General features: G+C 73.4%; 26 protein-coding genes. 13 read left to right on the top strand and 13 right to left on the bottom strand.

Translation table 11 applies throughout. From position 1 onward, the window contains the following. Position 1: 1 nt before the first annotated feature. The 3 genes from FIP57_RS09435 to xylA are packed head-to-tail and all read right to left on the bottom strand — an operon-like array spanning position 2 to position 3,532. Entirely contained in the window at positions 2–940 is a 939-nt protein-coding gene (locus FIP57_RS09435; RefSeq protein WP_203231146.1) for an aldose 1-epimerase family protein, read from the bottom strand. After that, a complete protein-coding gene (gene xylB / locus FIP57_RS09430; protein ID WP_148573279.1) occupies positions 937–2,352 on the bottom strand; it encodes a xylulokinase in 1,416 nt (471 codons plus the stop codon). The genes FIP57_RS09435 and xylB overlap by 4 nt, the downstream gene beginning before the upstream one ends. 4 nt (positions 2,353–2,356) lie before the next feature. Further along, complete coding sequence (gene xylA / locus FIP57_RS09425) at positions 2,357–3,532, bottom strand: xylose isomerase (RefSeq protein WP_203231145.1); 1,176 nt, start codon at positions 3,530–3,532, stop codon at positions 2,357–2,359. A gap of 73 nt (positions 3,533–3,605) precedes the next feature. Between xylA and FIP57_RS09420 the strand changes: the two genes are divergently transcribed. From FIP57_RS09420 to FIP57_RS09405, 4 genes are all read left to right on the top strand, one after another. Further along, positions 3,606–4,775: an ROK family transcriptional regulator gene (locus tag FIP57_RS09420; RefSeq protein WP_162529739.1), complete on the top strand. Its 1,170-nt coding sequence runs from the start codon at positions 3,606–3,608 to the stop codon at positions 4,773–4,775. A 126-nt stretch (positions 4,776–4,901) separates the two neighbouring features. Continuing rightward, on the top strand, positions 4,902–5,888 hold the full coding sequence (locus FIP57_RS09415) for an aldo/keto reductase (protein ID WP_148573277.1): 987 nt from the start codon (positions 4,902–4,904) through the stop codon (positions 5,886–5,888). Between the two features lie 77 nt (positions 5,889–5,965). Next, positions 5,966–6,862, top strand: coding sequence for a helix-turn-helix domain-containing protein (locus FIP57_RS09410; protein WP_148573276.1), 897 nt, complete (start codon positions 5,966–5,968; stop codon positions 6,860–6,862). After that, positions 6,859–7,398 (top strand): dihydrofolate reductase family protein, encoded by a 540-nt coding sequence (locus tag FIP57_RS09405; protein ID WP_148573275.1) that lies wholly within the window; start codon positions 6,859–6,861, stop codon positions 7,396–7,398. The genes FIP57_RS09410 and FIP57_RS09405 overlap by 4 nt, the downstream gene beginning before the upstream one ends. 1 nt (position 7,399) lies before the next feature. Here the strand turns inward: FIP57_RS09405 and FIP57_RS09400 are convergent, their stop codons facing one another. Further along, a complete protein-coding gene (locus tag FIP57_RS09400; protein ID WP_148573274.1) occupies positions 7,400–7,924 on the bottom strand; it encodes an SRPBCC family protein in 525 nt (174 codons plus the stop codon). After that, positions 7,924–8,235, bottom strand: coding sequence for an ArsR/SmtB family transcription factor (locus FIP57_RS09395; protein ID WP_148573273.1), 312 nt, complete (start codon positions 8,233–8,235; stop codon positions 7,924–7,926). Before FIP57_RS09395 ends, FIP57_RS09400 begins: the two co-directional genes overlap by 1 nt. 116 nt (positions 8,236–8,351) lie before the next feature. On the opposite strand from FIP57_RS09395, the gene FIP57_RS09390 reads away from it, so the two are divergent. Both FIP57_RS09390 and FIP57_RS09385 read left to right on the top strand, forming a co-directional pair. Then, the gene (locus FIP57_RS09390) at positions 8,352–8,990 is read left to right on the top strand and encodes a hypothetical protein (RefSeq protein ID WP_148573272.1); all 639 of its coding nucleotides are present in this window, start codon (positions 8,352–8,354) and stop codon (positions 8,988–8,990) included. 103 nt (positions 8,991–9,093) lie between these two features. Next, positions 9,094–12,846, top strand: coding sequence for a SpoIIE family protein phosphatase (locus FIP57_RS09385; RefSeq protein WP_148573271.1), 3,753 nt, complete (start codon positions 9,094–9,096; stop codon positions 12,844–12,846). Positions 12,847–12,965: 119 nt separating this feature from the next. Here FIP57_RS09385 and FIP57_RS09380 read toward each other — a convergent pair whose 3' ends face one another. Next, positions 12,966–13,418: an MmcQ/YjbR family DNA-binding protein gene (locus FIP57_RS09380; protein WP_148573270.1), complete on the bottom strand. Its 453-nt coding sequence runs from the start codon at positions 13,416–13,418 to the stop codon at positions 12,966–12,968. Positions 13,419–13,464: 46 nt separating this feature from the next. Then, positions 13,465–14,277 (bottom strand): AraC family transcriptional regulator, encoded by an 813-nt coding sequence (locus tag FIP57_RS09375; RefSeq protein WP_148573269.1) that lies wholly within the window; start codon positions 14,275–14,277, stop codon positions 13,465–13,467. 34 nt (positions 14,278–14,311) lie between these two features. Between FIP57_RS09375 and FIP57_RS09370 the strand changes: the two genes are divergently transcribed. Genes FIP57_RS09370 through FIP57_RS09360 form a run of 3 tightly spaced genes read left to right on the top strand, consistent with a single transcriptional unit; the run spans position 14,312 to position 16,106 of the window. Further along, positions 14,312–14,860, top strand: a complete 549-nt coding sequence (locus FIP57_RS09370) for a VOC family protein (protein ID WP_148573268.1) — start codon at positions 14,312–14,314, stop codon at positions 14,858–14,860. A 47-nt stretch (positions 14,861–14,907) separates the two neighbouring features. Then, on the top strand, positions 14,908–15,636 hold the full coding sequence (locus FIP57_RS09365; protein ID WP_148573267.1) for a YwaF family protein: 729 nt from the start codon (positions 14,908–14,910) through the stop codon (positions 15,634–15,636). Then, positions 15,633–16,106, top strand: coding sequence for a class I SAM-dependent methyltransferase (locus FIP57_RS09360; protein ID WP_162529738.1), 474 nt, complete (start codon positions 15,633–15,635; stop codon positions 16,104–16,106). The genes FIP57_RS09365 and FIP57_RS09360 overlap by 4 nt, the downstream gene beginning before the upstream one ends. Here the strand turns inward: FIP57_RS09360 and FIP57_RS09355 are convergent. Then, positions 16,091–17,332, bottom strand: coding sequence for a glycosyltransferase (locus FIP57_RS09355; protein WP_148573265.1), 1,242 nt, complete (start codon positions 17,330–17,332; stop codon positions 16,091–16,093). The genes FIP57_RS09360 and FIP57_RS09355 overlap by 16 nt on opposite strands. Positions 17,333–17,411: 79 nt before the next feature. Between FIP57_RS09355 and FIP57_RS09350 the strand changes: the two genes are divergently transcribed. Both FIP57_RS09350 and FIP57_RS09345 read left to right on the top strand, forming a co-directional pair. Continuing rightward, complete coding sequence (locus FIP57_RS09350; RefSeq protein ID WP_148573264.1) at positions 17,412–18,002, top strand: TetR/AcrR family transcriptional regulator; 591 nt, start codon at positions 17,412–17,414, stop codon at positions 18,000–18,002. Positions 18,003–18,030: 28 nt separating this feature from the next. Beyond that, the gene (locus tag FIP57_RS09345; protein WP_148573263.1) at positions 18,031–18,327 is read left to right on the top strand and encodes a DUF4235 domain-containing protein; all 297 of its coding nucleotides are present in this window, start codon (positions 18,031–18,033) and stop codon (positions 18,325–18,327) included. Positions 18,328–18,402: 75 nt separating this feature from the next. Here FIP57_RS09345 and FIP57_RS09340 read toward each other — a convergent pair whose 3' ends face one another. Continuing rightward, positions 18,403–19,857, bottom strand: a complete 1,455-nt coding sequence (locus FIP57_RS09340) for an NAD-dependent succinate-semialdehyde dehydrogenase (RefSeq protein ID WP_148573262.1) — start codon at positions 19,855–19,857, stop codon at positions 18,403–18,405. 85 nt (positions 19,858–19,942) lie between these two features. Then, positions 19,943–21,307 carry a 4-aminobutyrate--2-oxoglutarate transaminase gene (gabT, locus tag FIP57_RS09335; RefSeq protein ID WP_148573261.1) on the bottom strand — a complete coding sequence of 455 codons (1,365 nt, stop codon included), beginning with the start codon at positions 21,305–21,307 and terminating at the stop codon, positions 19,943–19,945. 30 nt (positions 21,308–21,337) lie between these two features. On the opposite strand from gabT, the gene FIP57_RS09330 reads away from it, so the two are divergent. Further along, positions 21,338–22,276: a LysR family transcriptional regulator gene (locus FIP57_RS09330; RefSeq protein ID WP_203231144.1), complete on the top strand. Its 939-nt coding sequence runs from the start codon at positions 21,338–21,340 to the stop codon at positions 22,274–22,276. Positions 22,277–22,283: 7 nt separating this feature from the next. Here FIP57_RS09330 and FIP57_RS09325 read toward each other — a convergent pair whose 3' ends face one another. From FIP57_RS09325 to lepB, 3 genes are all read right to left on the bottom strand, one after another. Beyond that, entirely contained in the window at positions 22,284–22,916 is a 633-nt protein-coding gene (locus tag FIP57_RS09325) for a fasciclin domain-containing protein (protein ID WP_338039901.1), read from the bottom strand. Between the two features lie 139 nt (positions 22,917–23,055). Next, the gene (locus FIP57_RS09320) at positions 23,056–24,579 is read right to left on the bottom strand and encodes a molybdopterin-dependent oxidoreductase (RefSeq protein ID WP_148574116.1); all 1,524 of its coding nucleotides are present in this window, start codon (positions 24,577–24,579) and stop codon (positions 23,056–23,058) included. Positions 24,580–24,636: 57 nt separating this feature from the next. Further along, positions 24,637–25,323 (bottom strand): signal peptidase I, encoded by a 687-nt coding sequence (gene lepB / locus FIP57_RS09315; RefSeq protein WP_148573259.1) that lies wholly within the window; start codon positions 25,321–25,323, stop codon positions 24,637–24,639. A gap of 126 nt (positions 25,324–25,449) precedes the next feature. Between lepB and FIP57_RS09310 the strand changes: the two genes are divergently transcribed. After that, positions 25,450–26,748 (top strand): M15 family metallopeptidase, encoded by a 1,299-nt coding sequence (locus FIP57_RS09310; RefSeq protein ID WP_148573258.1) that lies wholly within the window; start codon positions 25,450–25,452, stop codon positions 26,746–26,748. The last annotated feature ends 14 nt before the right edge of the window (positions 26,749–26,762 follow it).

Raw genomic sequence — 26,762 nt, 5'->3', positions numbered from 1 at the left:
GTCAGCCGGGGAGGGCGGCGATCCGCCAGCGGGCCCGGTGGTGACCGCCGGGCGGCAGCACGTCCGCCTGGCCGGTCGCGAACGCGTTCGGCGGGCAGGTCATCGGCTCGAGAGCGAGCCCGGTGCGGTGCAGCCGTGGCTCCGGCCGGTCGGCGGTGTGCAGCTGCACCCAGGGGCACCGGCTGTCCCAGCGCAGCTCCACGCCGGACCCGTCCGCGGCCCGGACGCAGGCGGCGGCCTCGGCGAGCCCCGTCGCCGGGTTCGGCGCCGACCAGCGGACGCCGGTGAACGCATGGTCGACCTCGACGCCGGCCAGGGACCGCACCCTCGTGAAGTCGTAGTCGAGCTCGGCGGCCGGCCGCAGCCCGGTCGGGAGGAGCCGGTCGTCGACGTCGAGGACCTCGGTGACCGGCAGCTCGAGGGTCCAGTCGTCGACGGTGCCGTCGCCGGCCACGAGGTAGGGGTGCAGGGAGCAGCCGTACGGCGCCGGGTCGACCCCGACGTTCACCGCGCCGAGCAGCACCGACAGCCCGGACTCGTCGAGGGAGTAGGTGATGACCAGGTCGAGCCGGAACGGGTAGCCGGGCCGCGGGAACACCCGCACCTCCAGCGTCACCGACGACGGCTCGTGCTCCAGCACCTCCCACGGCTCCCACAGCACCAGCCCGTGCAGCGCGGTCATCCGCTCGACCTCGTTGACCGGCAGCTGGTGCTCGCGGTCCCCGAACGTGTAGCGGCCGTCGGCGATCCGGTTGGGCCACGGCGCCAGGACCGCCCCGCTGTACGCCGGCGCGTGCTCGTCGACGTCGTACGGGCGGACCAGCGGGCGTCCGTCGCGCTCGAGCCGGCGCAGCGACGCCCCGACCTCGGTGACCGTCGCGGCGTAGCGGCCCGCGCGGATCTCGAGCTGCCGGCCGCTCGGCGTCATCGACGGGGTCATGCAGGGACCCGCTCGAGGATCCGCTCGCGCGCCTCGGCGTACCGCTCCCGGACGCCGGGCACCGGGTCGTCCTGGTAGGCGGTGGTGCCGGGGAGCTCCCAGGTGGGCGGGGCGTCCGCGCCGCTGAGCGCCCACGCGGCCTGACGGGCGGCGCCGTCGGCCACCGCCTCCACGTCCGGCGGGACCAGCACCTCGGTGCCCAGCACCTGCGGGGCGATCCGGCGGACCGCCTCCGACCGGGCGCCGCCGCCGACGAGCAGCACGCGTCGCACCTCGACTCCCTGGGCGCGGAGCGCGTCGAGCCCGTCGGCGAGGCCGCACAGGACCCCCTCGACGGCGGCGCGGGCGAGGTGGGCCGGGGTCGAGGTGGTGAGCGTGAGCCCGTGGACGGAGCCCGTCGCGAGCGGCAGGTCAGGGGTCCGCTCGCCCTCGAGGTAGGGGACGACGACGAGCCCGCCGGAGCCCGGCGGGACCTCCAGCGCGAGCTCGGAGAGGCGGGCGTGGTCGACCCCGAGGAGCCGTGCAGCGGCGTCGAGGACCCGGGCGGCGTTGAGCGTGGCCACGAGGGGGAGATAGCCGCCGGTCGCGTCGGCGAAACCCGCGACGGTGCCGGAGGCGTCCTTGGAGGGGGTGGTCGAGACCGCGCACGCGACGCCAGAGGTGCCGACGCTGAGGATGACGTCGCCGACCTGCGCGCCCAGCCCGAGCGCGGAGGCCGCGTTGTCGCCGGTGCCCGCGGAGAGCAGCGCCCCGCGGGGGGTCCGGCCGGCGGCCTCCGCCGGAGCGAGCACCCTCGGCAGGACCGCGTCGTGGCCGAGGCCATGGACCAGGAGGTCGCGGCGGTACTCGTTCACGACCGGGTCGAAGTACCCCGTCCCGCTGGCGTCCCCCCGGTCGGTCGTCAGCGTGGCGAGGTCCGTCGAGCCCGACAGCCTCCAGGTCAGCCAGTCGTGCGGCAGGCAGACCGCGGCCGTGCGGGCGGCGTTCTCCGGCTCGTGGTCCGCCATCCACCGCACCTTGGTGACGGTGAACGACGCGACGGGGACCGACCCGGTCGCCTCGGCCCAGGGCGCCGGGCCGCCGAGCTCCTCGATCAGTGCGGTGGCCTGCGGGGCGGAGCGGGTGTCGTTCCAGAGCAGGGAGGGGCGGACCACCTCGCCGTCCTCGTCGAGGGCGACCATGCCGTGCTGCTGGGCACCGACCCCGATCGCCTCGACGTCGTCGAGCCCACCCGCCTCGGCCACCGCGGCCCGCAGTGCCTCCTCCCAGGCGCGCGGCTCGACCTCGGTGCCGGGAGGGTGGGGTGCTCGACCCTGACGGACCGGGGCGCCGGTCTCGGCGTCCCGGACCACGACGGTGCACGACTGCGTCGAGGAGTCGACGCCGGCGACGAGGGGTCGCGAGCCGCCCATCGCGTCAGCGGGCGCCGAGCAGGTGCTCGACGGCGAGCTGCTCGAGCCGGATCGCCCCGACCGGGCGGGCCCCGGCGGCGTCGGCGTCGAACTCCTCGAACGCGCTGCGGTCCTCGCGGAGCTCCCGCCAGCTCTCGCCCTCGCCGAGGGTCGGGGTGGACAGCTCGGGGACGCCGGCGGCCTCGAGGGCCTCCTGCACCTCCGGGTCCGCGCGGAACGCTGCGGCGCGCTGCTTGAGGAGCAGGTAGGTCCGCATGTTGGCGGCCGCGCTCTCCCAGACCCCCTCGTAGCTCTCGGTCCGCAGCGGCTTGTAGTCGAAGTGGCGCGGGCCGTCGTAGCCGCCGGTCTCCAGAAGGTCCACGAGGAAGAACGCGTTGAGCACGTCGCCGTGGCCGAAGACGAGGTCCTGGTCGTACTTGATGCCGCGCTGGCCGTTGAGGTCGATGTGGAAGAGCTTGCCGTGCCAGAGCGCCTGGGCGATGCCGTGGACGAAGTTGAGCCCCGCCATCTGCTCGTGGCCGACCTCGGGGTTGAGCCCGACGCGGTCGCTGTGCTCGAGCGAGGAGATGAACGCCAGCGCGTGGCCGACGGTCGGGAGCAGGATGTCGCCGCGCGGCTCGTTGGGCTTCGGCTCGAGGGCGAAGCGGATGTCGTAGCCGTTGTCGATGCAGTACTCCGCCAGGGTGTCCAGCCCCTCGCGGAACCGGTCGAGCGCCGCGCGGACGTCCTTGCTCGCCTCGGTCTCGGAACCCTCGCGGCCGCCCCAGAAGACGTAGGTCTTCGCGCCGAGCTCGGCCGCCAGGTCGAGGTTCCGCATCACCTTGCGCATCGCGTAGCGGCGCACGGAGCGGTCGTTGGCGGTGAGACCGCCCTCCTTGAACACCGGGTGGGTGAAGAGGTTCGTCGTGGCCATCGGGACGACCATCCCGGTCTCGTCGAGCGCCTTCTTGAACGCCGCGATCCGCTTGTCGCGGTCGGCGTCGTCGGCACCGAACGGCACCAGGTCGTCGTCGTGGAAGGTGATCCCGTAGGCGCCCAGCCCGGCCAGCTTGTGGACCGCCTCGACGGCGTCGAGCGGGGCGCGGGTGGCCTCGCCGAACGGGTCGCGGGCGGTCCAGCCCACGGTCCAGAGCCCGAAGGTGAACTTGTCCTCGGGCGTGGGCGTCAGGGTGTCGGACACGGGTTCCTCCGGGGAAGTCCACGTTAGTCCAAGGGTTGGACTAACTAGCCCGGTCAACGTACGCTCGCGCCTCGTGGCCGGTCAAGGCTCGAGCTCCCTCCGGGAGGCGAACACGACGCTCGTCGTGCAGCAGCTGCGCGTCGCGGGGCCGACCTCGCGCGCCGAGCTCGCCCGCCGGACCGGGCTGTCGAAGCAGACGGTCTCGACGATCGTGGCGTCCCTGCTCGCCGACGGCGTCGTGCGCGAGCTCGGCCGGGGCGACCCCGAGCCCGGGGGAGGCCGACCGGCGACGCGGTTGGAGTACGCCGCGGACCGGGCCTTCGTGGCCGGTGTCGAGCTCGGTGTCGGGCGGACGAGGGTGGTGCTCGCCGACGCCCTGGGCAGCACGGTGGAGCCGGTCGACCTCGAGGTACGCCGCTCCGGGCGGACGCCCGAGGTGGTCGTCGACCGGGTGTGCACGGCGCTCCAGGAGCTCCTCCGGCGGCGCGGTGGGCTGCGCCGGCTCCGGGCGGTCGGGATCAGCGTGACCGGGCTGGTGCAGCCGGCGACCGGGACCTGCGTGCTCGCGCCGAACCTCGGCTGGCGCGACGTGCCGGTCGCCGAGCTCGTCGGGCGGCGGCTCCGCTCGGTGCCGGTGGTGGTGCGCGGCGCCGCCCAGTGCTCGATGGTCGCCGAGCACCGCGAGGGAGTGGCGGTCGGCGAGGACGACGTGGTGCTGCTCTTCGAGGACGAGGGGGTCGGCGCCGCGGTCGTGGAGCGCGGTCGGCTGCTCGACGGGGCGGACGGGACGGCCGGGGAGCTCGGCCACTGCGCCTGGCCCGGGGCGACCGAGCGGTGCGGCTGCGGTCGCCGGGGATGCGTGGAGACGCTCGCCTCCGGCCCCGCCGTACGACGGGCGGTGGAGCGGGCGACCGGCCACCGGGTGCGCCGCCGCACGGGGGAGCCGACCTTCGTGGCGCTCGCCGACGTGGACGACCCGGCGGTCGCGGCGGCGGCCGGCGAGGCGGGCCAGGTGCTCGGCACCGCCGCGTCCTGGCTGGTCGCGCTGACCTCGCCGCGGCTGCTCGTCCTGTCGGGCTCGCTGGTGCCGGGACCGGCTGCGCTCCGGACGTCGCTGGAGGAGGCGGTGCGGAGCCGCGAGATCGGCGGCCACCGGACCCGGATCGAGGCCGGCGCGCTCGGCGCCGACGCGGCGGTCCGGGGAGCGGTGCTGCTCGCGCTGGACGAGGCGCGGGCGGGATGAGGGTGGTCGAGCTCGCATGGGTGGTCGAGCTTGTCGGAACCACCCGGGCACCGAGGAGTGGTTCCGACAGGCTCAACCACCTTGGAAGGGATTCGGGTCGGTCGTGACGGAGAGGGTGAGGACGTGATGGAGACGAGGACGCTCGGCCGGACGGGCCGCGAGGTGTCGGTGATCGGGCTGGGCTGCTGGCAGCTGGGCGCGGACTGGGGCGAGGTGTCGGAGGACGACGCGCTCGCCGTGCTGCAGGCGGCGGTCGACAGCGGGGTGACCTTCCTCGACACCGCTGACGTGTACGGCGACGGGCGCAGCGAGCAGCTGATCAGCCGGTTCCTCCGGGAGCGCGGGACCGAGGGGCTCACCGTCGCCACGAAGATGGGGCGCCGGGCCGACCCGTTCGTGGCCGAGGGGTACACCCTCGACGCGTTCCGGGAGTGGACCGACCGGTCCCGACGCAACCTCGGCACCGACCGGCTCGACCTCGTCCAGCTCCACTGTCCGCCCGACGCGGTGTACGACGACGACCGGTTCTACGACGCCCTCGACACGCTCGTCGACGAGGGTGCGGTCGCGGCGTACGGCGTCTCCGTCGAGACCGCCGACCAGGCGCTCCGCGCGATCCGGCGCCCCGGCGTCGCCACCGTCCAGATCATCCTCAACGTCTTCCGCCGCAAGCCGCTCGAGCAGGTGCTCCCGGCCGCCCGGGAGGCCGGCGTCGGGATCATCGCGCGGGTGCCGCTCGCCAGCGGCCTGCTCTCCGGGAAGTACGACGAGAGCACGACGTTCGCCGCCGACGACCACCGCACCTTCAACCGGCGCGGGGAGGCGTTCGACGTCGGCGAGACGTTCGCCGGGGTGCCGTTCGAGGTCGGCGTCCGGGCGGCGCGACGGGTCGCCGGGCTGACCCCGGAGGGCGCGACCACCGCCCAGCTGGCCCTGCGGTGGGTCGTCGACCAGCCGGGCGTGAGCACCGTGATCCCGGGCGCCCGCAACCCCGAGCAGGCCCGGGGCAACGCCGGCGCCGCCTCGCTGCCGCCGTTGACGGGTGAGCAGCAGGAGGCGCTGCGGGCGGTCTACGACGAGGAGGTCCGGGAGCACGTGCACGGCAGGTGGTGAGCGGTCTCGACAGGCTCAACCATCGAACAGCAAGAACGGTCGGGCGCAGGGAGGCCGGGCGGGTCGAGACTGGCGTCATGACAGGACGCGACCGGCTCCGTGAGCTGCTCGACGCCGTGCTCGACGAGGAGCACGGCTCGCTGGCCGAGATGGCCGGGGGTGCCTACGCCTCGCCGTACCACTTCAGCCGCGAGCTGAGCCGCCACGCGGGCGAGCCGCCGGTGGCGATGCGCCGCCGTGTGATGCTCGAGCGGGCGGCGTGGCGGCTGCGCCGGGGCGCGTCGGTGACCGACGCGGCGTTCGAGGCGGGCTACGACTCGGTGGAGGGGTTCACCCGGGCGTTCGCGAAGGCGTTCGGGCAGCCGCCGAGCCAGCGCCCGGCCGGCCACTGGTTGCCGGCGCCCAACGGCATCCACTTCCACCCGCCGATGTCGCTGTGGGTGGAGAGCGGCTCCCGCCCGGCCGGCGGCGACGTCACCGCGTTGATGGTCCACCACGACCTCGACGACACCCGGGCGCTCCTCGAGGCGGCCAAGGGGGTGCCGGACGAGGAGCTCGAACGGGTCCGCCTCCCCGAGCACACGATCCTCACCTGGGACGGCCCGGACGAGACGCTCGGCCAGCTCCTCGAGCACCTCGTGTTCTCCAAGGAGGTCTGGCTCGCCTCGATCGAGGGCGAGGACGTCCCCCCGTCCCGGCCGCGCGACGTCGTCTCGCTGCTCGACCGCCACGACGCCGTCGCGCCGCGCTGGCTGGCGATGGTCCGCGACGTCGAGCGGCGCGGTGCCTGGCAGGACCGGCTCGTCGACGCGCTCTGCGACCCGCCCGAGAGCTTCGTGCTCGGCAGCGTCCTCGCCCACGTGATCACCTACTCCGCCCACCGCCGCGAGCTGGCCCGGCAGCTGCTCGGCCGCCCGCCCGGCGAGGGCGACCCGATCCTATGGCTGCGCCGACGACTCGAGGAGGAGTCATGACCCGGATGACCTTCAACACCGCCACCACGCTGGACGGCTTCCTCGCCGACGAGCACGACTCGCTCGAGTGGCTGTTCGTCCAGGAGCACGACGACTCCGGGCCGTTCGGCTTCGAGGAGTTCATGGCCGGCATCGGGGCGATCGCGATGGGCGCGACGACGTACGAGTGGATCGTCGACCACCTCACCCGCACCGGCGAGGCGTGGTCCTACACGCAGCCGGCCTGGGTCTTCACCCACCGCGAGCTCACGCCGATCGGCGACGGGATCCGGTTCACCTCCGCCCCCGTCAAGGAGGTGTACGACGAGATGGTCGCCGCGGCCGCGGGCAAGGACCTGTGGATGGTCGGCGGGGGCGGGCTCGCCGCGGACTTCGCCGCCGAGGGGCTGCTCGACGAGGTGGTCGTGTCGATCGCACCGGTGTTCCTCGGAGCGGGCCGCCCGCTGTTCACCGCGCCGTTCGACCTACGGCTGAAGGAGTTCGACCGGAACGGCGCCTTCCTCTGTGCGAGGTACGAGGTCGTCGGCCCTCGTTGACCTACGGCTCCTCGGGGAGCCACCCGTCGTCGGGCATCCCGGCCGCCTTGTACCTCTCCAGCATCGGTCGGAACTCCTCCATCGACCCGTGCTGGTCGCCGCCCGGCCGTCCCGCGAGCACCTCGCCGAGCGAGCGCAGGCAGACCTCCCAGCCGGCGGCGTTGCGGGCGGCCGACCCTTCGGTCGCCAGCACGTTGACGAAGGTGAGCCGGCAGCCGTCCTCGTGAGGGGCCAACGTCAGGTGCAGCTCGTCACCGTCCCACTCGAAGGAGAACCGCGACGGCGGGTCCCACACCAGGACGCGCGACGTGCTCGCCTCGGGTGCGTAGGGGTCGCCGGCCATCGTGATCGTCCCGCCCTCGCGCGGCTCGATCGTCACCTCCGGCGAGGGGAACCATCCGCGGAGCTCGTCGGGGTCGGTGACCGCGCGCCACACCCGCTCGACGGGGTGCGGGTAGATCCGCTCGAACCGCACGGCCGGCCGGCCGTCCACCTCGACGTACGTGCCCTCGTCGGTGACCTGCATCAGTCCTCCTCCTCACGGTCCAGCTGCTCGCCCAGCCGGTCGAGGCTGCGGTTCCACATCCGGCGGTACGGCGCCAGCCAGGCGTCGAGCTCGGCCATCGGTCTCGGCTCGACCCGGTAGAGCCGGCGCGGCCCCTGGGTCTGCACCCGCACCAGCCCCGCCTCGCGGAGCACCCGGAGGTGCTTCGACGTGCGCGGCTGGCTCATCCCCAGCCGCTCGACGAGCTCGCCCACCGAGAGCTCCCCCTCGGCGAGCGCGTCGAGGACCGCGCGCCGGTTGCGGTCGGCGAGGGCGTTCCAGAGCTGCTCCACCCCGCCAATATGTCGGTCACGACATATGCCTGTCAAGGCATGCGTGCCGCGTGGTCCGAAAGGCCCGGGTCAACCCGGGCCGGCGCTGCCAGGATGACGGCCGACAGGAGGCCGCCGTGGACGATCCGGGGGTGCGGGACCGCGAGGCCGGTCCGGTGGGCCGTCCGCTGCGAGGACCCTGGCAGTGGCTGGTGCTGCCCGCGGCGGTCGTGCTGGTCACCATCGGGTCGATCGTCGGCGGCGTGCTCGCCGGCCGCGACGGCGACGCCGACCGGCCCCGGGACCCGGGCGGGCTGGCCTTCGGCGGAGAGGAGCCCGTCGTACCTCCCGACGTCCAGTCCGCGCGCGGGCTGGCCGAGCTGGTCGAGGTGGTCGCCGAGGAGACGGGATCGACGGAGGCGCACCGCGTGGTGCTCTACCCGGAGTACGCCGTGCTCGACCTGCCCGTCCCCGGAGCACCCGACCGGTCGCGGTCGTACTACTGGAACGGCAGCCTCGGCGCCCAGGAGTACGAGCAGCTCGTGCAGGGCCCCGTGATCGACCTCGCCGCCCTCGACCCGGAGCTGGTGACGAGGGCGCTCGGCGAGGCGCTGGCCCTGGTCGAGGACCCCACGACGGCGTACGTCATCGTGCGCGCACCCGACGAGGAGGGCGCCTTCCTGTGGGGCTACGCGACCGCCGACGTCGGGCAGTCGGGATACGTGTCGTTCGCCGGGGACGGAACCGTCGTCCGCAGGGTGCCGCCCACCCCGTGAACACCCGCCGACTTGCGGGATCGTCGAGTGGTGAGCCCGGATATCCTCGCCCCGAGGCCGGTCACGAGGCGGCCCGTGGCACCGCGACGTGGACGGGACGGAGATGCGCAGATTCCTCGAGGGCCGTGGCCGCATCGGAGCTGACCACCTGGCCGTCGACTGGGACGCCACCCCCATGGGGCCTCCCGAGAAGTGGCCCCAGGCGCTGCAGAACTCGGTGCGGATCCTGCTCACGTCGAAGTTCTCGATGTGGATGGCGTGGGGCCCCGAGCTGACGTTCTTCTGCAACGACGCCTACCGCCGCGACACGCTCGGCTCGAAGTACCCGTGGGCGCTCGGCCGCCCCGCCTCCGAGGTCTGGTCGGAGATCTGGCCCGACATCGGCCCGCGCATCGACCGGGTGATGACCACCGGTGAGGCCACCTGGGACGAGAACCTCCAGCTGTTCCTGGAGCGCAGCGGCTACCTCGAGGAGACCTACCACACCTTCTCCTACAGCCCCCTGGCCGCGGACGACGGCTCGATCGCCGGGATGCTCTGCGTGGTCAAGGAGGACACCGAGCAGGTCATCTCCGCGCGCCGGATGACGACGCTCCGTGACCTCGGCACCCGCCGCAGCGGGCTCACCGAGGCCGAGACGATCGCCTCGGTCTGCGACACGTTGGCGCACAACCCTGAGTCGCTGCCGTTCACGCTGATCTACCGCTTCGAGCCCGACGGGCGGACCGCGGTGCGGGTCGGGACGACGGGCTTCACCGACAGCCACCACGAGGCGGCGCCGACGACGCTGAGCCTCGACTCCGACGGTGCCTGGCCGGTGACGCCGGCGGCCGGGTCGCAGAGCGTGGTGGTCGACGAGCTCCGCTCCCGGTTCGGGTCGTTGCCGACCGGCGCGTGGAGCGAACCGCCGACCCAGGCGATCGTCGTGCCGCTGGCCCAGGCCGCGCAGGCGTCGCCGTACGGCTTCCTGGTCGTGGGGCTCAACCCCTACCGCGCGCTCGACGACGGCTACGAGGGGTTCGTCGAGCTGATCGCCGGCCACCTCGCGGCCGCGCTGACCGACGCGCGGGCCTTCGAGTTCGAGCGGCAACGGGCGGAGACCCTCGCCCAGCTCGACCGGGCGAAGACCGACTTCTTCACCAACGTCAGCCACGAGTTCCGCACCCCGCTGACGCTGCTGCTCGGCCCCGCCGAGGACGCGCTCGCCGACGACGCCGAGCCGCTCCCGCCGCGGCAGCGCGAGCGGGTCGAGGTGATCCACCGCAACGGCCAGCGGCTGCTCCGCCTCGTCAACAGCCTGCTCGACTTCTCCCGGCTCGAGTCCGGGAAGGTCACCGGCCGCTTCGAGCAGCTCGACCTCGCGAAGTACACCACCGAGCTGGCCACGATGTTCGACTCCGCGGCGGCCCGGGCCGGGATCCGCCTGGAGATCGACTGCCCGCCGCTGCCGAGCCGGCCGTACGTCGACGCCGAGCACTGGGCCAAGATCGTGCTCAACCTCGTCTCGAACGCGCTGAAGTTCACCTTCGACGGCTCGATCACCGTCCGGCTCCGCGACGTCGACGGCGAGGCGGAGCTGACCGTCGCCGACACCGGCGTCGGGATCCCCGAGGCCGAGCTGCCGCACCTCTTCGAGCGGTTCCACCGGGTCCCGGGCGCGCGCTCGCGGACCCACGAGGGGTCCGGCATCGGGCTCGCGCTGGTCGCCGAGCTCGTCGCGCTGCACGGCGGCACGGTCGGCGCGGAGAGCACCCAGGGCGAGGGCACCACGTTCACGGTCCGGCTGCCGCTCGGCAGCACCCACCTGCCCGCGGAGCTGGTGGCCGAGGCGCCCGCACAGGCGGGCGTGGAGGGCACCGAAGCGGCCCAGCAGGCGCGGGGCTTCGTCTCCGAGGCGATGCGGTGGCTCGAGGAGAGCGACGACGCGGACGTCCTCGGCCCGGTCGAGCACGGCGACCGCCCGACGGTGCTGGTCGTCGACGACAACCCCGACATGCGGGAGTACGTCGCCTCGTTGCTCGCCGACGACTACGACGTGGCGACCGCCGAGGACGGGGTCGACGCTCTCGAGAAGGTCGCCGTCGTCCGCCCCGACCTGGTGCTGACCGACGTGATGATGCCGCGGCTCGACGGGTTCGGGCTGCTCGAGCGGCTGCACGCCGACCCGGCGACGACGGGGGTGCCGGTGATCATGCTGTCCGCCCGGGCCGGCGAGGAGGGCACGGTCGAGGGGCTCGAGGCCGGCGCCGACGACTACCTGGTCAAGCCGTTCTCGGCCCGCGAGCTGCTCGCCCGGGTGCGGGTCAACCTCGAGCTCGACAAGGTGCGCCGGGTGCGGTCGACGCTCGAGCGCAGCCAGGAGCTGCTGGACCAGGCCCAGCGGCTCGCCCGGGTCGGGAGCTGGGAGATCGACCTGCGCACCGGCGAGATGGTGGTCTCCGACGAGCTCGCGCGGCTGCTCGAGGTCGAGCAGGACGGGCCGCTGGACTGGGAGGCCGTCGTCGGCCGGCTGGTGCACGAGGAGGACCAGGAGCTGGTCCGCCACTCGCTCGTGGGCGCCGGCCCCGACACCCTGATCGAGTACGAGGCCCGCCTCGTCACGCCCTCCGGGTGGCAACGGTTGCTCACCGTCCGCGGCGAGGTGACCGAGGTGGTGGGCGGCCGGCCGGTGGTGCTCCGCGGGTCGGTCCAGGACATCACCGAGCAGCGGCGCACCGAGCAGGCGCTCGCCGAGGCGTCCGCCCGTCAGCAGGCGGCCGAGCGCGAGCACCTGATCGCCGACGCCCTCCAGCGCAGCCTGCTGCCGGAGCGGTCGTTCGACGTCGAGCACCTCGAGGTGGCGACGTACTACCGCGCCGGCGTCCAGGGCACCCAGGTCGGCGGCGACTGGTACGACATCATCGAGCTCGGCGCCGGCCGCACCGCGCTCGTCGTCGGCGACGTGATGGGGCGCGGGGTCAGCGCCGCCGCCGGGATGGGGCAGCTCCGGTCGGCGATCCGGGCCTTCTCCAAGCTCGACCTGCCGCCGGCCGAGATGCTCGAGTACCTCGACGGCATCGTCCAGGACATGGGCGGCGACCAGATCGTCACCTGCTTCTACGCGGTCTTCGACTCGACCGACCAGACGCTCCGCTACGCCAACGCCGGCCACCTTCCGGCGCTGCTGGTCAACCCCGACGAGCCGCCCGTCCGGCTCGCGGCCGCCGGACCGCCGCTGGGGGCGGGGTACTTCGGGATGCGCACCGAGAGCGTCCGGCTCCACCGCGGCTCGACGGTCGCGCTCTACACCGACGGGCTGGTCGAGCGCCGCACCCGCGACATCGACGTCGGCATCGACGCCCTCGCCACCCAGCTGCAGCGGCACTCGTCCTCGACGCTCGACGGGCTGCCCGAGCAGCTGGTCGCCTCGCTGCTCCCCGAGGGGCACGAGGACGACATCGCGATCCTCATCGCCCGGGTCGACGCGGAGCCGTTCGAGGCCGCGGTCAGCCACCGGCTGGCCGGCGGCGAGCGGGCGGTGGCCGAGGCGCGCCGGATGGTCCTCACCCACCTCCAGGCGTGGAGGGTGGCCGAGGAGATCTGTGACGAGGTGGTCCTGATGGCGAGCGAGCTGGTCACCAACGCCCTCATGCACGGCCGCGCCCCGATCGACCTGCGGCTGCGGCGGACCGGCAGCGAGATCGTCTTCGAGGTGCAGGACCGCGCCGTCTACCGGCCCCGCCGGCGCAGGGCCGCCGACGACGACGAGCACGGCCGCGGGCTGCACATCGTCTCCGTCCTCGCCGACCGGTGGGGCTCCCGGGCGACCGGGAGCGGCAAGTCGGTGTGGTTCTCGAAGTCCCTCGCCGACACCTGACGTCCCTGGTGGCGCGCGCTGGGGTGTGTTGAGCCGCCCTTCGTGGCGCGCGCTGGGGTGTGTTGAGCCGCCCTTCGTGGCGCGCGTCGGGACTGTTGAGCCGCCCCTCGTGGTGCGGCTCAGCGTCGTACGGGCGGCACGAACCGAGGGTCCTCCGGGTCGAGCGACTCCAGCCACTGGCGGGCGCGACGCGCGGAGGCGCGGGAGAGCCACGCGTCCTGGACGAGCTCGACGACCTCGTTGCGGGTGACCTCACCGATCCGGGACCCGCGCAGGAGCACGGAGGGGTGGCCGTCGAAGTGCGGGGTGGTGAAGAACGGCGTCGACGGGTCCTCGACCAGCGCCGCCTTCTCGCCCTCGTCGGCCACCCAGATCACGATCACGTCGTCGTACCGCTCGCCGGTCTCCGGGTCGAACGCGTCGGGACGGCGGGTCCGGAAGAACACGAACGACTTGCCGCCGACCTGGTACACCGGCCGCCCCGACGTACCGTCCACCGTCACGTGCGGCATCGCGAGCGCCGTCTCGTGGACGTCGTCGACCCTCGCCTTCCGGTTCCGGGGGCGCGCCATGGCCGCATCGTAGGTCGGGCACGCGCCACGACGGGCGGCTCGACCGTCAGCGGTGGCGGCGGAACTGGCTCGGTGGCTCCTCCAGAGCGGTCCGGAAGTCCCGGGTCATGTGTGCGTGGTCGGCGTACCCGACCTCCTGCGCCACCGTCGACAGGTCGTCCGACTCGCCGCGGCGGAGCCGGTCGGCCGCTTCCTGGAGCCTGCGTCGCCGGACCACCTCGGCCGGCGTGAACCCGGTGCACCGCCGCACCGCCCGCTGCAGCGTCCGGCCGGAGACGTGCAGCCGCTCGGTGAGCTCCGAGACCCGCGTCAAGGTCGGGTCGCCCTCGACCAGCTCGACGGCGCGGTTCGCGAGCAGCCCTTGGTCGGTGACCGGTCCGAGCCGGTCCCGCAACCACGCGGTCATCACCGCGACCGCTGCGGCGTGGCGTCCCTCGCGCTCGCCCGGCCGGTCCATCGCCGCGACGACGGAGCCCTGCAGCTCCGGCTCGTCCAGCGGCCGCCCGGAGTCGACGAGCTGCTCCGCGTCGTACCCCAGCGCCGGCGTCGCCGCCGGCTGGAGCAGCACGCCGACCGCCCACCCGCGTCCCGAGAGCACGCGCTGGCTCTCCCGTCGGGTCGGGCCGGTGACCAGGACGCCGGTGGGGTCGACGACGAGGTTGAGCGTCGGGTAGCCGAGCACGCGGGCGGTCACCGACGCACCCTCCGGCAGCTCCCACTCGGGGATCCAGAAGTGCCGGACGTATGACGCGAGGTCGGGCTCGACCGGGTAGCGGCTGATCGGCGCCGACTCCCCGGGGTTGAGGTGTCCCTTGGAGCGCGGCGTCGACGAGCCGCCGGAGCTGTCGCGTCCGTTCAAGCGCCCACCTGCCGACCACTCCTACCGTCGTGCCATGACCGAGACCACCACCGAGACCACGACCCAGCCCGCCACCGAGCTGCGCGCCCCGGCGAACGGCGAGCACACCGTCGACGGGACCCCGAGGTCCGCGACCTCGCTGACACCGTTCCTCGTCGTCGAGCCTGCCGAGGCCGCGATCACCTTCTACACCGAGGTGTTCGGCGCCCGGCTCGTCGATCGTACGGACATGCCCGGCCCCGACGGCCGCACGATCGTCGCGCACGCCGTCCTCGACCTCGGGCAGGGCCAGCTCCAGCTCGGCGACCCGAACCCGGCGTTCCACCTCGTCCCGAAGCCGGAGGGGGAGGACGACTGCTACTCGATGGGGCTGTACCGACCCGACGTCGACGCGGTCGTCGCGCGGGCCGTCGAGCACGGCGCCACGGTGCGCGAGCCGGTGACGAACTTCGTCTCCGGTGACCGCTACGCCAGCATCCGCGACCCCTTCGGCGTCCGCTGGTCGGTGATGACCCGGGTCGAGGACCTCTCCGACGAGGAATCGGCAGCGCGGGTCGCGGAGTGGGCGAAGTCGCTGGGTTGAGCAATCGTGCTCAGGCGCGCAGGTGAGGGGACGGGCACCATGGACGGGTGACCCCGCTCGCCGCCACCACCCGCTTCGAGGCCTTCTCGGGCGAGCACCTGGTGCTGCTGGGGATCTTCGTCGCCGGGCTGGTGGTCGCGGCTGCCTGGGGGCGGGCACACCGGGACACGCCCCTCGAGCTCCCCGCGCGCCGGACGGCGGCGGTGGTGCTCGCCGTCGTCGCGCTGGCGATGCAGGGCTACCAGCTGACTCCCGGGGACTTCGACGTCGACACGTCGCTCCCGCTCGCGCTCTGCGACCTCGCGACGCTGATGACCGTGGTCGCGCTCTGGACCAGGTCGCCGCGGGCGTCGGCGTTCACCTACTACGTCGGGCTGACGCTGACCTCGCAGGGCGTGCTGACGCCGTCGTTGGCCGAGGGGTTCCCGCACCCGAGGTACTTCGGCTTCTGGGCGCTGCACTTCCTGGTCGTCTGGTCCGCGGCATACCTGACCTGGGGGCTCGGCGTCCGTCCGACCTGGCGGCTCTACCGGTTCACCGTCGGCGCGACGCTGGCCTGGGCGGTCGTCGTCTTCCTCTTCAACGTCGTCGTCGACACCAACTACGGCTACCTCAACGCCAAGCCGCGGTCGGCCTCGCTGCTGGATCTCCTCGGGCCGTGGCCGTGGTACGTCGTCGCCGAGATCGCGATCATCACGGTGGCGTGGGCGCTCCTCCTCACGCTGCCGTGGACGGTGGCCGCCCGCCAGCGCGGCCGGGAGGTCGTGCGCACGTGAACCGGCACGCCTGGGCGGTCGGGTTGCTCGACGTCGAGCCGGGCTCGACGGTGCTCGAGGTCGGCTGCGGGGTCGGATTCGCCGCGGAGCTGCTCGGCGCGCGGCTGACGACCGGGCGGTATGTCGGCGTCGACCGCTCGGCCACCGCCGTACGGCGGGCCGCCGCACGGAACCCGGCCGCCACCTTCGTCCGGAGCACCCTCGCCACGCTCGAGCTCGAGGAGCGGTTCGACCGGGTGCTGGCGATCGACGTCAACGTCTTCTGGACCGGGCCGGCCACTGCGGAGCTCGCCGTGGTGCGACGGCTCCTCGCCCCGGGCGGCCGGTTCGTCGTCGGGTACGAGCTGATGACCCCGGGCGACCCGCGGGTGGACGGTCCGGTGGGGGAGCACCTCAGGGCGGCCGGTTTCACGTGGAACCGGGTCCAGGACGGAAGGCTCCTCGCGCTGGTCGCTCACCCCACCGGGTGACCGTTCGGGACCAGCTCCTCGACGGCGGTCGCCAGCGGCCCGGGGCCGCTGTGCTCGGCCATCACCCGCGCGGCACGGTCCGCCTCGGACGACAGCCCCCGCGCCCGCCGTACGGCGGTGCGGAGCCGGTCGGCGCGGAGCTGATTCTGCTTCACCACCACGCCGGCACCCGACTCCGCCACCCGCCGCGCGATCTCCGGTTGGTCGCGGCCGAACGGCACGCACACGAGGGGCACTCCGGCCGCCACCGACTTCGCGACGATCCCCATGCCTCCGTGGCAGACGACCGCCGCGGCGCGCGGCAGCACGTGGCCGTGGGAGACGAACTGCTCGACGCGGACGTTGCGCGCCGTTGGCAGCTCCGGGACGCCTTCGGCGTGGCCCAGCGTCACCAGCACGCGCACCGGCTCGTCGGCCAGCGCCTCGACCGCCACCCGGGCGAGCTCCTCGTCGCCCTGGTAGTCGCTGGAGCAGGTCACCAGCACCCAGGGGTCGCCCGGCTCGGCGAGGTACTCCGGCGCCGACCCCGGCGCGTCCCAGGGCTGGAACCCGACGAAGCAGACGTTCGCCGGCACCGCGTCCCGCGGGTACTCCAACGGCGGGCCGGTCATCACCAGCACCCGCGACGGTGCGCGGTACAGCTCCAGCGGCGAGGCGAGCGGGGCGAGCCCGGCCTCGGCCCGCAGGGCGTTGCACCCGGGCAGCATGGCCTTGCCGAAGTGCCGCTCGACCAGCGGCCACAGCACGGCGTCGCGCACCCGGCCGAGCGGCGTGCGCGCCGGCCGCATCCCCAGCCCGTACGGCGGGATCCCACGGCCGGGGAACGGCGCGAGCGACGGCATGCTCAGCGCCCACGGCAGCCCGGACGCCTCGGCGCGGGCCTGGGCACCGTAGGAGATCACGTCGACGACCAGCGCGTCCGGGCGGACCTCGGCGATCGCCCGCTCGAGGTCGGGACCGTCGTGGCGCCCCCGCTCCATCAGGTCGACGTACCCCTTGGCCAGCCGCTCCGCGTCGGTGGTCGCCTCGAAGTCGGTGACGGTCACCCCGAGGACGCCGGGCGACACCGGGGCCGCGTCGAGCCCCAGCTCCTGCAGGATCCCGACGAGCGAGGGGAGCGTGCGCACGTGCACGGCGTGGCCGCGGCGCTGCAGCTCGAGCATCCCGGGGACGAGCGGGAGCACGTGCCCGACCGCGGGAGCGGTGTAGACGAGAAAGCGCGACATGGCGGCCTCCGGTTCGCTGACGTTTCTGTTAGTGTGAGGCACAAATCATTTGTGTCAAGTCCCAACGAAATGAGGGACCATGGGCCGCCGCAGCTACGACATGTCGGCTCGCGCCGAGTCGGTACGCCGCACCCGCGAGTCGATCCTCGACGCGGCCGAGCGCTCCTTCGAGGGGCGGTGGTACGACGAGGTCACGCTCGCCGACGTCGCGAAGGCCGCCGGTGTCTCCCAGCAGACGGTGGTGAACCACTTCGGCAGCAAGCTGCAGCTCTACGTCACCGGGGTGGCCGAGCGAGTGGCGCCCCGGATCGAGGCGGTGCGATCCCGGGCCGTGGTCGGCGACGTCTCGTCGGTCGTCTCGGTGGTGGTCGCCGACTACGAGGAGCGTGGCGACGGGACCCTGCGGATGCAGGCGCTCGCGCTCCGCCACGAGGAGCTCGCCGAGCTGGTCTCCGGTGGTCGGGCCGCTCACCGGGAGTGGGTCACCTCCGTGCTCGCTCCGCAGCTCGCCCGTCGGCGCGGCGTACGACGGGAGCGGCTCGCGACCCTGCTGACCACCGCGCTCGAGGTGACCACCTGGGGGTCGCTCCGCCACGACCAGGGGCTCGGTCGCGAGCACGTGGAGGAGCACCTGCGGGCGCTGGTGTCCGCGCTGGTCGAAGCCGGTTGACCCCTGCACGTGGGGGAACGGTGGCCCCATGAAGCCGGAGAAGCAGACGAGCAAGTCCGCGATGGTCCTCTACCGGCCGGTGGGGCTCGTGAGCAGCCTCATCGCCGGGCTCATCGCCGGGAAGATCTTCGACCAGGTGTGGAAGCGCGCGACGCCCGGGCCGGCCTCCGACCCGCCGGGGCCGCTGGAGACCGAGTACCCGCTCAAGGAGATCCTGACGGCCGCCGCGATCCAGGGCGCGATCTTCGCCGTCGTCCGCACCATCGTGAACCGCGGCGGCGCCCGGGCGTTCGAGCGCTGGACCGGGGAGTGGCCGGGCGACTGAGCCACGAGGGGCGGCTCAACGCCCCCCGCGCGCCACGAGGGGCGGCTCGACGCCAGCCCCTCACGGCGCGTCAGGTCAGGGGGCGATCCCGACGTACTTGACGTCGAGGTACTCCTCGATCCCCTCGATGCCGCCCTCCCGGCCGAAGCCGGACTGCTTGACGCCACCGAACGGCGCGGCGGGGTTCGAGACGATCCCCTGGTTGACGCCGACCATCCCGAAGTGCAGCGACTCGCTGACCCGCACCGCACGACCGAGGTCGGTGGTGAAGGCGTAGGCGACGAGGCCGTACTCGGTGTCGTTGGCCATCTGGACCGCCTTGTCCTCCTCGGAGAACGTGGTGATCGGCGCGACCGGCCCGAAGATCTCCTCGCGGACCAGGTCGGCCTCGGCGGGGACGTCCTTGAGGACGGTCGGCTGGAAGAAGTACCCGGCGTCGCCGGTCTTCGAGCCGCCGGTCACCACGGAGGCGCCGCGGGAGGTGGCGTCGTCGACGAGCTCGGCGACCTTCCCGAGCTGCTTGTCGTCGATGAGCGGGCCGACCGTCACACCCTCCTCGGTGCCGCGGCCGAGGACCTGCTCGTCCATCTTCGCGGCGAACCGGCGGGCGAACTCGTCGGCGACCGACTCGTGCACGAGGAACCGGTTGGCCGCGGTGCACGCCTCGCCCATGTTGCGCATCTTCGCGAGCATCGCGCCCTCGACCGCCGCGTCGAGGTCGGCGTCCTCGAAGACCAGGAACGGCGCGTTGCCGCCGAGCTCCATCGACACCCGGAGCAGCTGGTCGGCGGACTGGCGGACCAGGTTCTTCCCGACCGGGGTGGAGCCGGTGAAGGTGAGCTTCCGGAGCCGCGGGTCGCCGATGATCGGCTCCATCACGTCACCGGTGCGGCTCGTGGTCACGACGTTGACGACGCCCTTCGGGACGCCGACCTCCTCGAGGAGCTGGGCGAGCGCCAGCATCGTCAGCGGGGTCTGGCCGGCGGGCTTGATCACCATCGTGCAGCCGGCGGCGATCGCCGGGCCGATCTTGCGGGTCCCCATCGCGAGCGGGAAGTTCCACGGGGTGATCATCAGCGTCGGGCCGACCGGCTGCTTCATCGTGACCAGCCGGGTCTTGCCGTCGGGCGCGGTCGACCAGCGGCCGGCGATGCGCACGGCCTCCTCGGAGAACCAGCGGAAGAACTCGCCGCCGTAGGCGACCTCGCCCTTCGACTGCGCGAGCGGCTTGCCCATCTCCAGCGTCATCAGCAGCGCGAACTCGTCGGCGCGCTCGTTGATCAGGTCGAACGCGGAACGCAGCAGCTCGCCGCGCTCGCGGGGCGGGGTCGCCGCCCACTCGGCCTGCGCGGCCACGGCGGCGTCGAGAGCCGCGGCGCCGTCCTCGACGGTCGCGTCGGCGACGCTGGTCAGCGTCTTCCCGGTCGCCGGGTCCTCCACGTCGAGGGTGCGCCCGTCCGAGGAGTCGCGCCACTCACCGCCGATGTAGAGGCCGGTGTTGATCTTGCCGAGGAGTTCCTGCTCGTTCATGCGCTCCAGCCTTGCTCGTGGGGAGGGGAGGTCGTGCCGACCGTGCCCACCGGGCCCGGTCGGCATGCCGACGTCGGGGAGTTGGTCAGCCGAGGACGGAGGCGAACGCCTCGTCGATGATGTCCAGCCCCTCGGTCAGCAGGTGGTCCGGCGAGGACAGCGGCGGGAGGAACCGGAAGACGTTGCCGAACGTGCCGGCGGTCAGCGTGACCAGCCCCTGGCTGTGGCAGTAGGCGTTGATCGCGGCGGTCGCCTTCGGGTTCGGCGTCAGGTCGCCGGCGCCGGCGGTGAGCTCGATCGCGAGCATCGCGCCGCGGCCGCGGACGTCGGCCACCACGTCGTACTTGCTGCGCAGCGCCTCGAGCCGGGGCACGAACAGCGCCTCGATCTGCTTGGCGCGGGCGCAGGCGTCGGTCTCCTTCATCGTCGCGATGGCGCCGAGGGCGGCGGCGCAGGCGACCGGGTTGCCGCCGTAGGTGCCGCCGAGCCCGCCGCTGTGGACGGAGTCCATGATCTCGGCGCGGCCGGTGACCGCGGCGAGCGGCAGCCCGCCGGCGATCCCCTTGGCGGTGGTGATCAGGTCGGGGACGACGCCCTCGTGGTCGCAGGCGAACCAGTCGCCGGTGCGGCAGAAGCCGGTCTGGATCTCGTCGGCGATGAGGACGATGCCGTGCTCGCGGCAGAAGTCGGCGATGCGGCTCAGCCACCCCTGCGGCGGCACGATGAACCCGCCCTCGCCCTGGATCGGCTCGATGATGACCGCGGCGCAGTTCGTCTCGCCGACCTGGGTGTGGACCATGTCGACGAACGCCTGGAACGCCTCGTCGCCGCAGCGGTCGGCGCCGGTCGGCCAGCGCAGCGGGTAGGCCATCGGCGCGCGGTAGACCTCGGGCGAGAACGGCCCGAAGCCGTGCTTGTACGGCATGCTCTTGGCGGTCAACGCCATCGTGAGGTTCGTCCGGCCGTGGTAGGCGTGGTCGAACGCGACGACCGCGTCCCGGCCGGTGTAGGTGCGGGCGATCTTGATCGCGTTCTCGACGGCCTCGGCGCCGGAGTTGAACAGCGCGCTGCGCTTCTCGTGGTCGCCGGGGGTGAGCTCGGCGAGCGCCTCGGCTACGGCGACGTACTCCTCGTAGGGCGTCACCATGAAGCAGGTGTGGGTGAGGTCGGCGACCTGCTCCTGCACGTTGGCGACGACCGCGGGGGCGGCGTTGCCGACGGTGGTCACGGCGATGCCGGAGCCGAAGTCGATGAGGTGGTTGCCGTCGACGTCGACGAGGATGCCGCCGCCGGCCTTCTCGATGTACGCCGGGAGCCCGACGCCGACCCCGGAGGAGACGGCGGCGTTCTTGCGCGCGTGGAGCTCCTGGGAACGGGGGCCCGGGAGCGAGGTGACGAGGCGGCGGTTCTGGTCGATGCTCACCCGCTCATCGAACGCCCGAGGAGCCATACTGTCCAATACCTGTTTGTTCCCCCTCCCATGCCTCGGAGGTATGTCATCGAGCTGCGGCTGCTCCGCTACTTCCTCGCCGTCGTCGACGCGGGGAGCGTGACCGCTGCCGCCCGCGTGGTGCACGTCGCGCAGCCGTCGCTCTCCCGCCAGCTGCGCGAGCTCGAGCGGCGGCTCGGGCTGACCCTCTTCACCCGTGGCGAGGGGCGGCTGGCGCTCACCTCGGCGGGGCGCCACTTCCTGCCGATCGCGCGAGAGCTGGTCGCCCGCGCCGACATCGCCGCCAGCGCGGCCGCGGCCCTGCGCACCGGCGCGTTGACCACGATGACGATCAGCTGTCCCGGTACGACGCTCACCGACGTGATCGCGCCGTTCCTGGCGACCTGGGGGCCGACCGACCCGATGCCGACGGTGGAGGAGCGGCTCCCGGCGCAGATCTACCCGTCGGTGGAGACCGGTGCGGACCTCGCGGTCGGCACGGTCCCGCCGCCCGACCACCTCGCGTCGCTCCCGCTGGCGTCGTTGCCCGTGTGGGCCTACGTCCGCCCCGGGCACCGGTGGGCCGACCGGACCTCGGTGAGGCTGGAGGAGCTCGCGGAGGAGCCGCTGCTGCTCCTCGGCCCCGAGCAGCACTCCCGGCAGGCTCTGGACACCGCGATCCAGGCGGCCGGGGTGCGGCTCGGCGCCACCACCGAGGTGGGCACCCCCGAGGTGGCGCAGGCGGTGGCGGCGGCCGGACGCGGGGTCGCGCTGGTCTCCGACGACCCCCGGTTCGGGCTCGTGCCGGTCGCGGTCGAGAGCGGCGACGGGCTCGTCGTGGTCCGGCTCTACGCGGCGTGGCGGGCCGACCACCACGCCGTCCGGGTGGTGGAGGACGTCGCTCGGAGGCTCAACTCGTTCTGCGAGGCGAGGTACCCGGACGCAGCCGTGGCCCCGGTCGACGACCGGGGCCACGGGGGTGCAGCGTGAGCACCCGTCACATGGGAGGCATCAGCACGCCGTCGACGAGGTAGACGGTCGCGTTGGCGGTCTGGACGCCGCCGCAGATGACGTTGGCGCCGTTGACCATGAGCTCGTCCCCGGAGCCGGTCACCTCGACCGGCTCGCCCTGGACGGTCTCCTGCATGCCGGCGAGGTCGCTCGGGGCGATCTGGCCGGGCACCACGTGGTAGGTCAGCACGGTGGTGAGCAGGTCGGCGTCCTTCGAGAGCTGGTTCACGGTCTTCTTCGGGACCGCCGCGAAGGCGTCGTCCACCGGCGCGAAGACGGTGAACTCGTCGCCGTTGAGGGTGTCGACGAGGTTCACGTCGGGGTTCAGCGCACCGGAGACCGCGGCGGTCAGGGTCTTGAGGAGCGGGTTGTTGGAGGCCGCCACGGCGACCGGGTCCTGCGCCATCCCCTCCACCGAGCCGGCACCCTCGGGGACCTGCTCGGCGTAGTCCGCGCAGCCGGGGCCCACCAGGTTCGCAGCCGGGTCCATGCCCGTCTCCATCTCCTCGCTGGGCGACTCGCTGGGTGCCTCGCTGGCCATGTCGGTCGACTCGGACGAGCTGCCGGCGCTGGGCTCGGAGTCGTCACCACAGGCGGCGAGCATGGCCACGGTGGACACCGCAGCCACACTGGCGGCGAATTTCTTGTAACGGCGCATGGAAATGCAGTCCCTTCGGGTGGGTGCGGGGGTTTTCCCTTGTCTGCCTTGGGATTCGCAGGGGGCCCGGCGTCGGATTGGTGGGATCACAGACTTCTTGTCAGCCCACCGTCAGGGTGACGCTGTGCCAGCCGGTGGCGCCGTCGGGCGCGATGGGCGCACGCCGGGACGTCTGGGTGGTGCCCGTGCGGTCGGTCGCACGCACCTCGAGGGTGTGGTTGCCCGGGGCCGCGTCCCACCACCAGACCCACTGCCGCCAGGTGTCCACACCGTCCTCGGCTGCGAGCTCCGCCGCCTCCCAGGGGCCCTCGTCGACCCGGACCTCGACGCGGTCGATGCCCCGCCCCTGCGACCACGCGACCCCCGCGACCGGCGTGCGCCCCGGCCGCAGGCCGGCGAAGGAGCCGGGCACGTCGATCCGGCTCGCGACCTTGATCGGCGCCTCCTCCGCGTAGCCACGGGTGGTCCAGTACGCGTCGAAGTCGGCGAACCTGCTCACCTCGAGCTCCACCAGCCACTTGGTCGCCGAGACGTAGCCGTAGAGCCCCGGCGTCACCATCCGGGCGGGGAAGCCGTGCTCCAGGGGCAGCGGCTCGCCGTTCATGCCGACGGCGACCAGCGCCCCTCGGTCCGGGTCGGCCAGAACGGAGAGCGGGGTGCCGGCGGTGAACCCGTCGGCGCTGAGGGAGCGCACGGCGTCGGCGCCCGGACGCACCCCGGCCTCCTCCAGGAGCACGTGCATGGGGACGCCGAGCCAGGTGGCGTTGCCGGCGAGCTCGCCGCCGACCGGGTTCGAGACACAGGTCAGGGTGATCCGTCGCTCCACCAGCCCGCGGTCGAGGAGGTCGGCGTAGGAGAGCTCCAGCTCCCGCTCGACCATGCCGCGGAGCCGCAGCCGCCACCCCTCGACGGGCACGTCCGGGACCCGCAGCGCGGTGTCGACGCGGTAGAAGTCGTCGTTCGGGGTGAGGTACGGCGAGATGCCCACGACGTCGAGCGCGGTTCCCGCGGGGACGGGTGGCGCGGGGGAGCCCGGACGGGGGAGCCGGACTCCCGCCCGGGAGGCCGCGGCGGCGAGCTCGCCGTACCGACGGGCGAGGAGGGTGCCGGCGGCGGCGACCCCGGCGACCGCGGCTGCGGCGAGCAGGAAGGTGCGCCGGTCGGACCGGGTCCGGGCGGCGGGGCGCAGCGACCGCAGCAGCACCAGCAGCGCCCCGACCGCGACGGCGGCGAGGGCCGCGACCGGGAGCAGCCGTGGCCCGACCCCTGCGTCCGCCGCCCGGTCCGTCACGGCGACCGACCCGGCGACGACGCTGAGGAGCAGGAACACCCCGGCGGCGAGCCGCGGCCGTCGTACCCCCACGGCGCCCGCGGCCGCCGCGACCAGCGCGACGACGACCGCGATCCCGGCCAGCAGCAGCGGCTTGTCCGCGGCACCGAAGGTGTCGACCGCCCACTCCTTCACCGGCCGCGGCGTCAGGTCGACCGCGCGGTTGCCGACCGCGACGACCGGGCTGCTCACGCCGGTCAGCAGCGCGGCGGTCGCCTCGCTCGCGGCCACTCCCGCCGCTGCCGAGAGGAGACCGGTGAGGGCGCCGAGGGCGCGGGACGGGGGAGCAGCCATGCCGGGGGTTCGCAGCACCGGATGTCCGCGCTTGGTCAGGAGCGCATGGTCAGCGGGTCAGCCGGGTGGGTCCAGCACCTGCTCGTAGGTCTCCGGCCGGTCGAGGACGTCGAGCCGGTCGAACGGCCACACCACCGCCCAGACCTTGCCGACGACGTTGTCCCGGGGGATCGACCCCTCGCCGGGGAGGTTCTGGTGGTAGCGGGAGTCCTCGCTGTTCGCGCGGTTGTCGCCCATCACCCAGAGTCGGCCCTCCGGCACGGTGACGTCGAAGGTGCGCTGCCGCTTCCCGTCCGCGAGGTAGTCCTCCTCCAGCGGCACGTCGTTCACCGTCACCCGCCCCTCGGCGTCGCAGCAGACGACGTGGTCGCCACCCACCCCGACGACCCGCTTCACCAGGTGGCCGCCGGTGGGGTAGAGACCGATCGTCGACAGCAGCTGCTGGACCCCGTTGAGCTCGGGCTGCGGCTCCAGCCAGCCGCCGGGATCCTCGAAGACCACGACGTCGCCGCGCTCCACGTCACCGGACCAGTAGCTCACCTTCTGCACCAGGATCCGGTCGTCGGTGACGAACAGCGGCTCCATGGACGCCGACGGCACGAAGAACATCTGCACGAAGAAGGTCTTCACGACGATCGAGACGACCAGCGCCACGGCGGCGAGGAGCAGGATCTCGAGCCAGCCGGGGATGCGGCGCTTCGTGCGGCCCGGTGGGGTGCGCCTGGCGCCGGACCATCGCGTCATGGCCGGAGCCTATCCACGGGGCGGGCGCGGTCGGGGCCGTTCGCGCCCGTGCATGAGGGTGGGGTCCCGGGGGACAATGCGGGTCGGACGGCTCACCCCGGAGCCGCACACCTGGGAGACCGACGGATGCCACGACGTCGGGGCCGCGTCCTGCGCCCCGCGACCGGAAGGGGGCGGCGCACGCGGGCCGCCGCCGGGCTCGGTGCTGCCCTCGTGGCCGCGGCGCTGGTCGCCGGCTGCTCGGACCAGCCGACGACGGAGGTGCAGGAGACCAACGGCAGCCCGGTGGAGACGCCCGCGCCGGACGACAGCGGGGAGGTGAGCCCGTCGTCGTCGGAGTACGCCGTCGAGCCGCCCGACCCGGAGGAGGGGTCGGCCCTCACCGCCGACGTGCTCATCGTCAGCCAGAAGGGGACGCTCCCCGACGAGGTCGTCGAGCGGGTGCGGTCGCTGGAGTCGCGCGGCAAGCGGATCGTCGAGGCGGCGCTCCCGATCTCGGTCGGGGTGGCTCCGGTCAACGGCAAGACGCTGACGGTGGCGGCCGTCGACCCCGGCGAGTTCCGCCGGTTCACCCCGAACGAGTCGCGCACCGCCGACTTCGTGTGGGAGCGGCTCGCCGGCGGCGAGGCGGCGCTCGACATCGACACCCCCAAGAAGGTGGTGTCGGAGGGCGACATGATCACCCTCGGCGTCACCGAGGACACCCCGGAGCTGCACGTCGGCGCCTACGCCCCGCTGGTCGACCGGCGGCTCACGATCGACAAGAGCGCCCCCGCCTTCCACGCGCTGGTGAACGACAAGCGTGGCGAGCAGCTCGGCATCCCGCACCACAACGCGCTGCTGGTGAGCACCGGCACCTACGTGCCGTCGAAGTTCGAGAAGCAGTTCAAGCGGGTCATCGGTGGCTCCGCGACCTTCCAGGCGCTCGCGCTCGAGCTCGACACCGGGCTGCAGAGCGCGGTGCTGATCGGCACCAACGTCTCCGACGCGGTCGGCACCTTCTCCTACACCAACGGCCCCGACGGGACGATCAACCCGGACCCGGCGTGGGTGGAGGAGTACATCCGCACCGAGGAGGTCCCGATCCTCGGCACCGTGACCTGCAACAAGGCGTACCTCCCGCAGCTCCGCGCCGCGCTCCAGGAGATCGTCGCGAGCGGGCTCGCCGACGAGATCAACCCCGACGAGTACGCCGGCTGCTACTACCCCCGCTACATCGGGCGCGACCCGTCGAACGGCCTCTCGCTGCACAGCTGGGGGATCGCCGTCGACATCAACGTCCCCGGCAACCTCCGCGGCACCGTCGGCGAGATCGACCGGGGCGTCGTCACCATCATGAAGAAGTGGGGGATGGACTGGGGTGGCGACTGGAACTACACCGACCCCATGCACTTCGAGATGAGCTCGGTGGTCCGGCCCGGGTGACGGCCGGCCCGTTC

This window comes from Nocardioides caldifontis, assembly GCF_008087345.1.
Taxonomy (GTDB): Bacteria; Actinomycetota; Actinomycetes; order Propionibacteriales; family Nocardioidaceae; genus Marmoricola_A; species Marmoricola_A caldifontis.
Note: the sequence above shows the minus strand (reverse complement) of the source record. Positions and strands in the feature narration are given on the sequence as shown.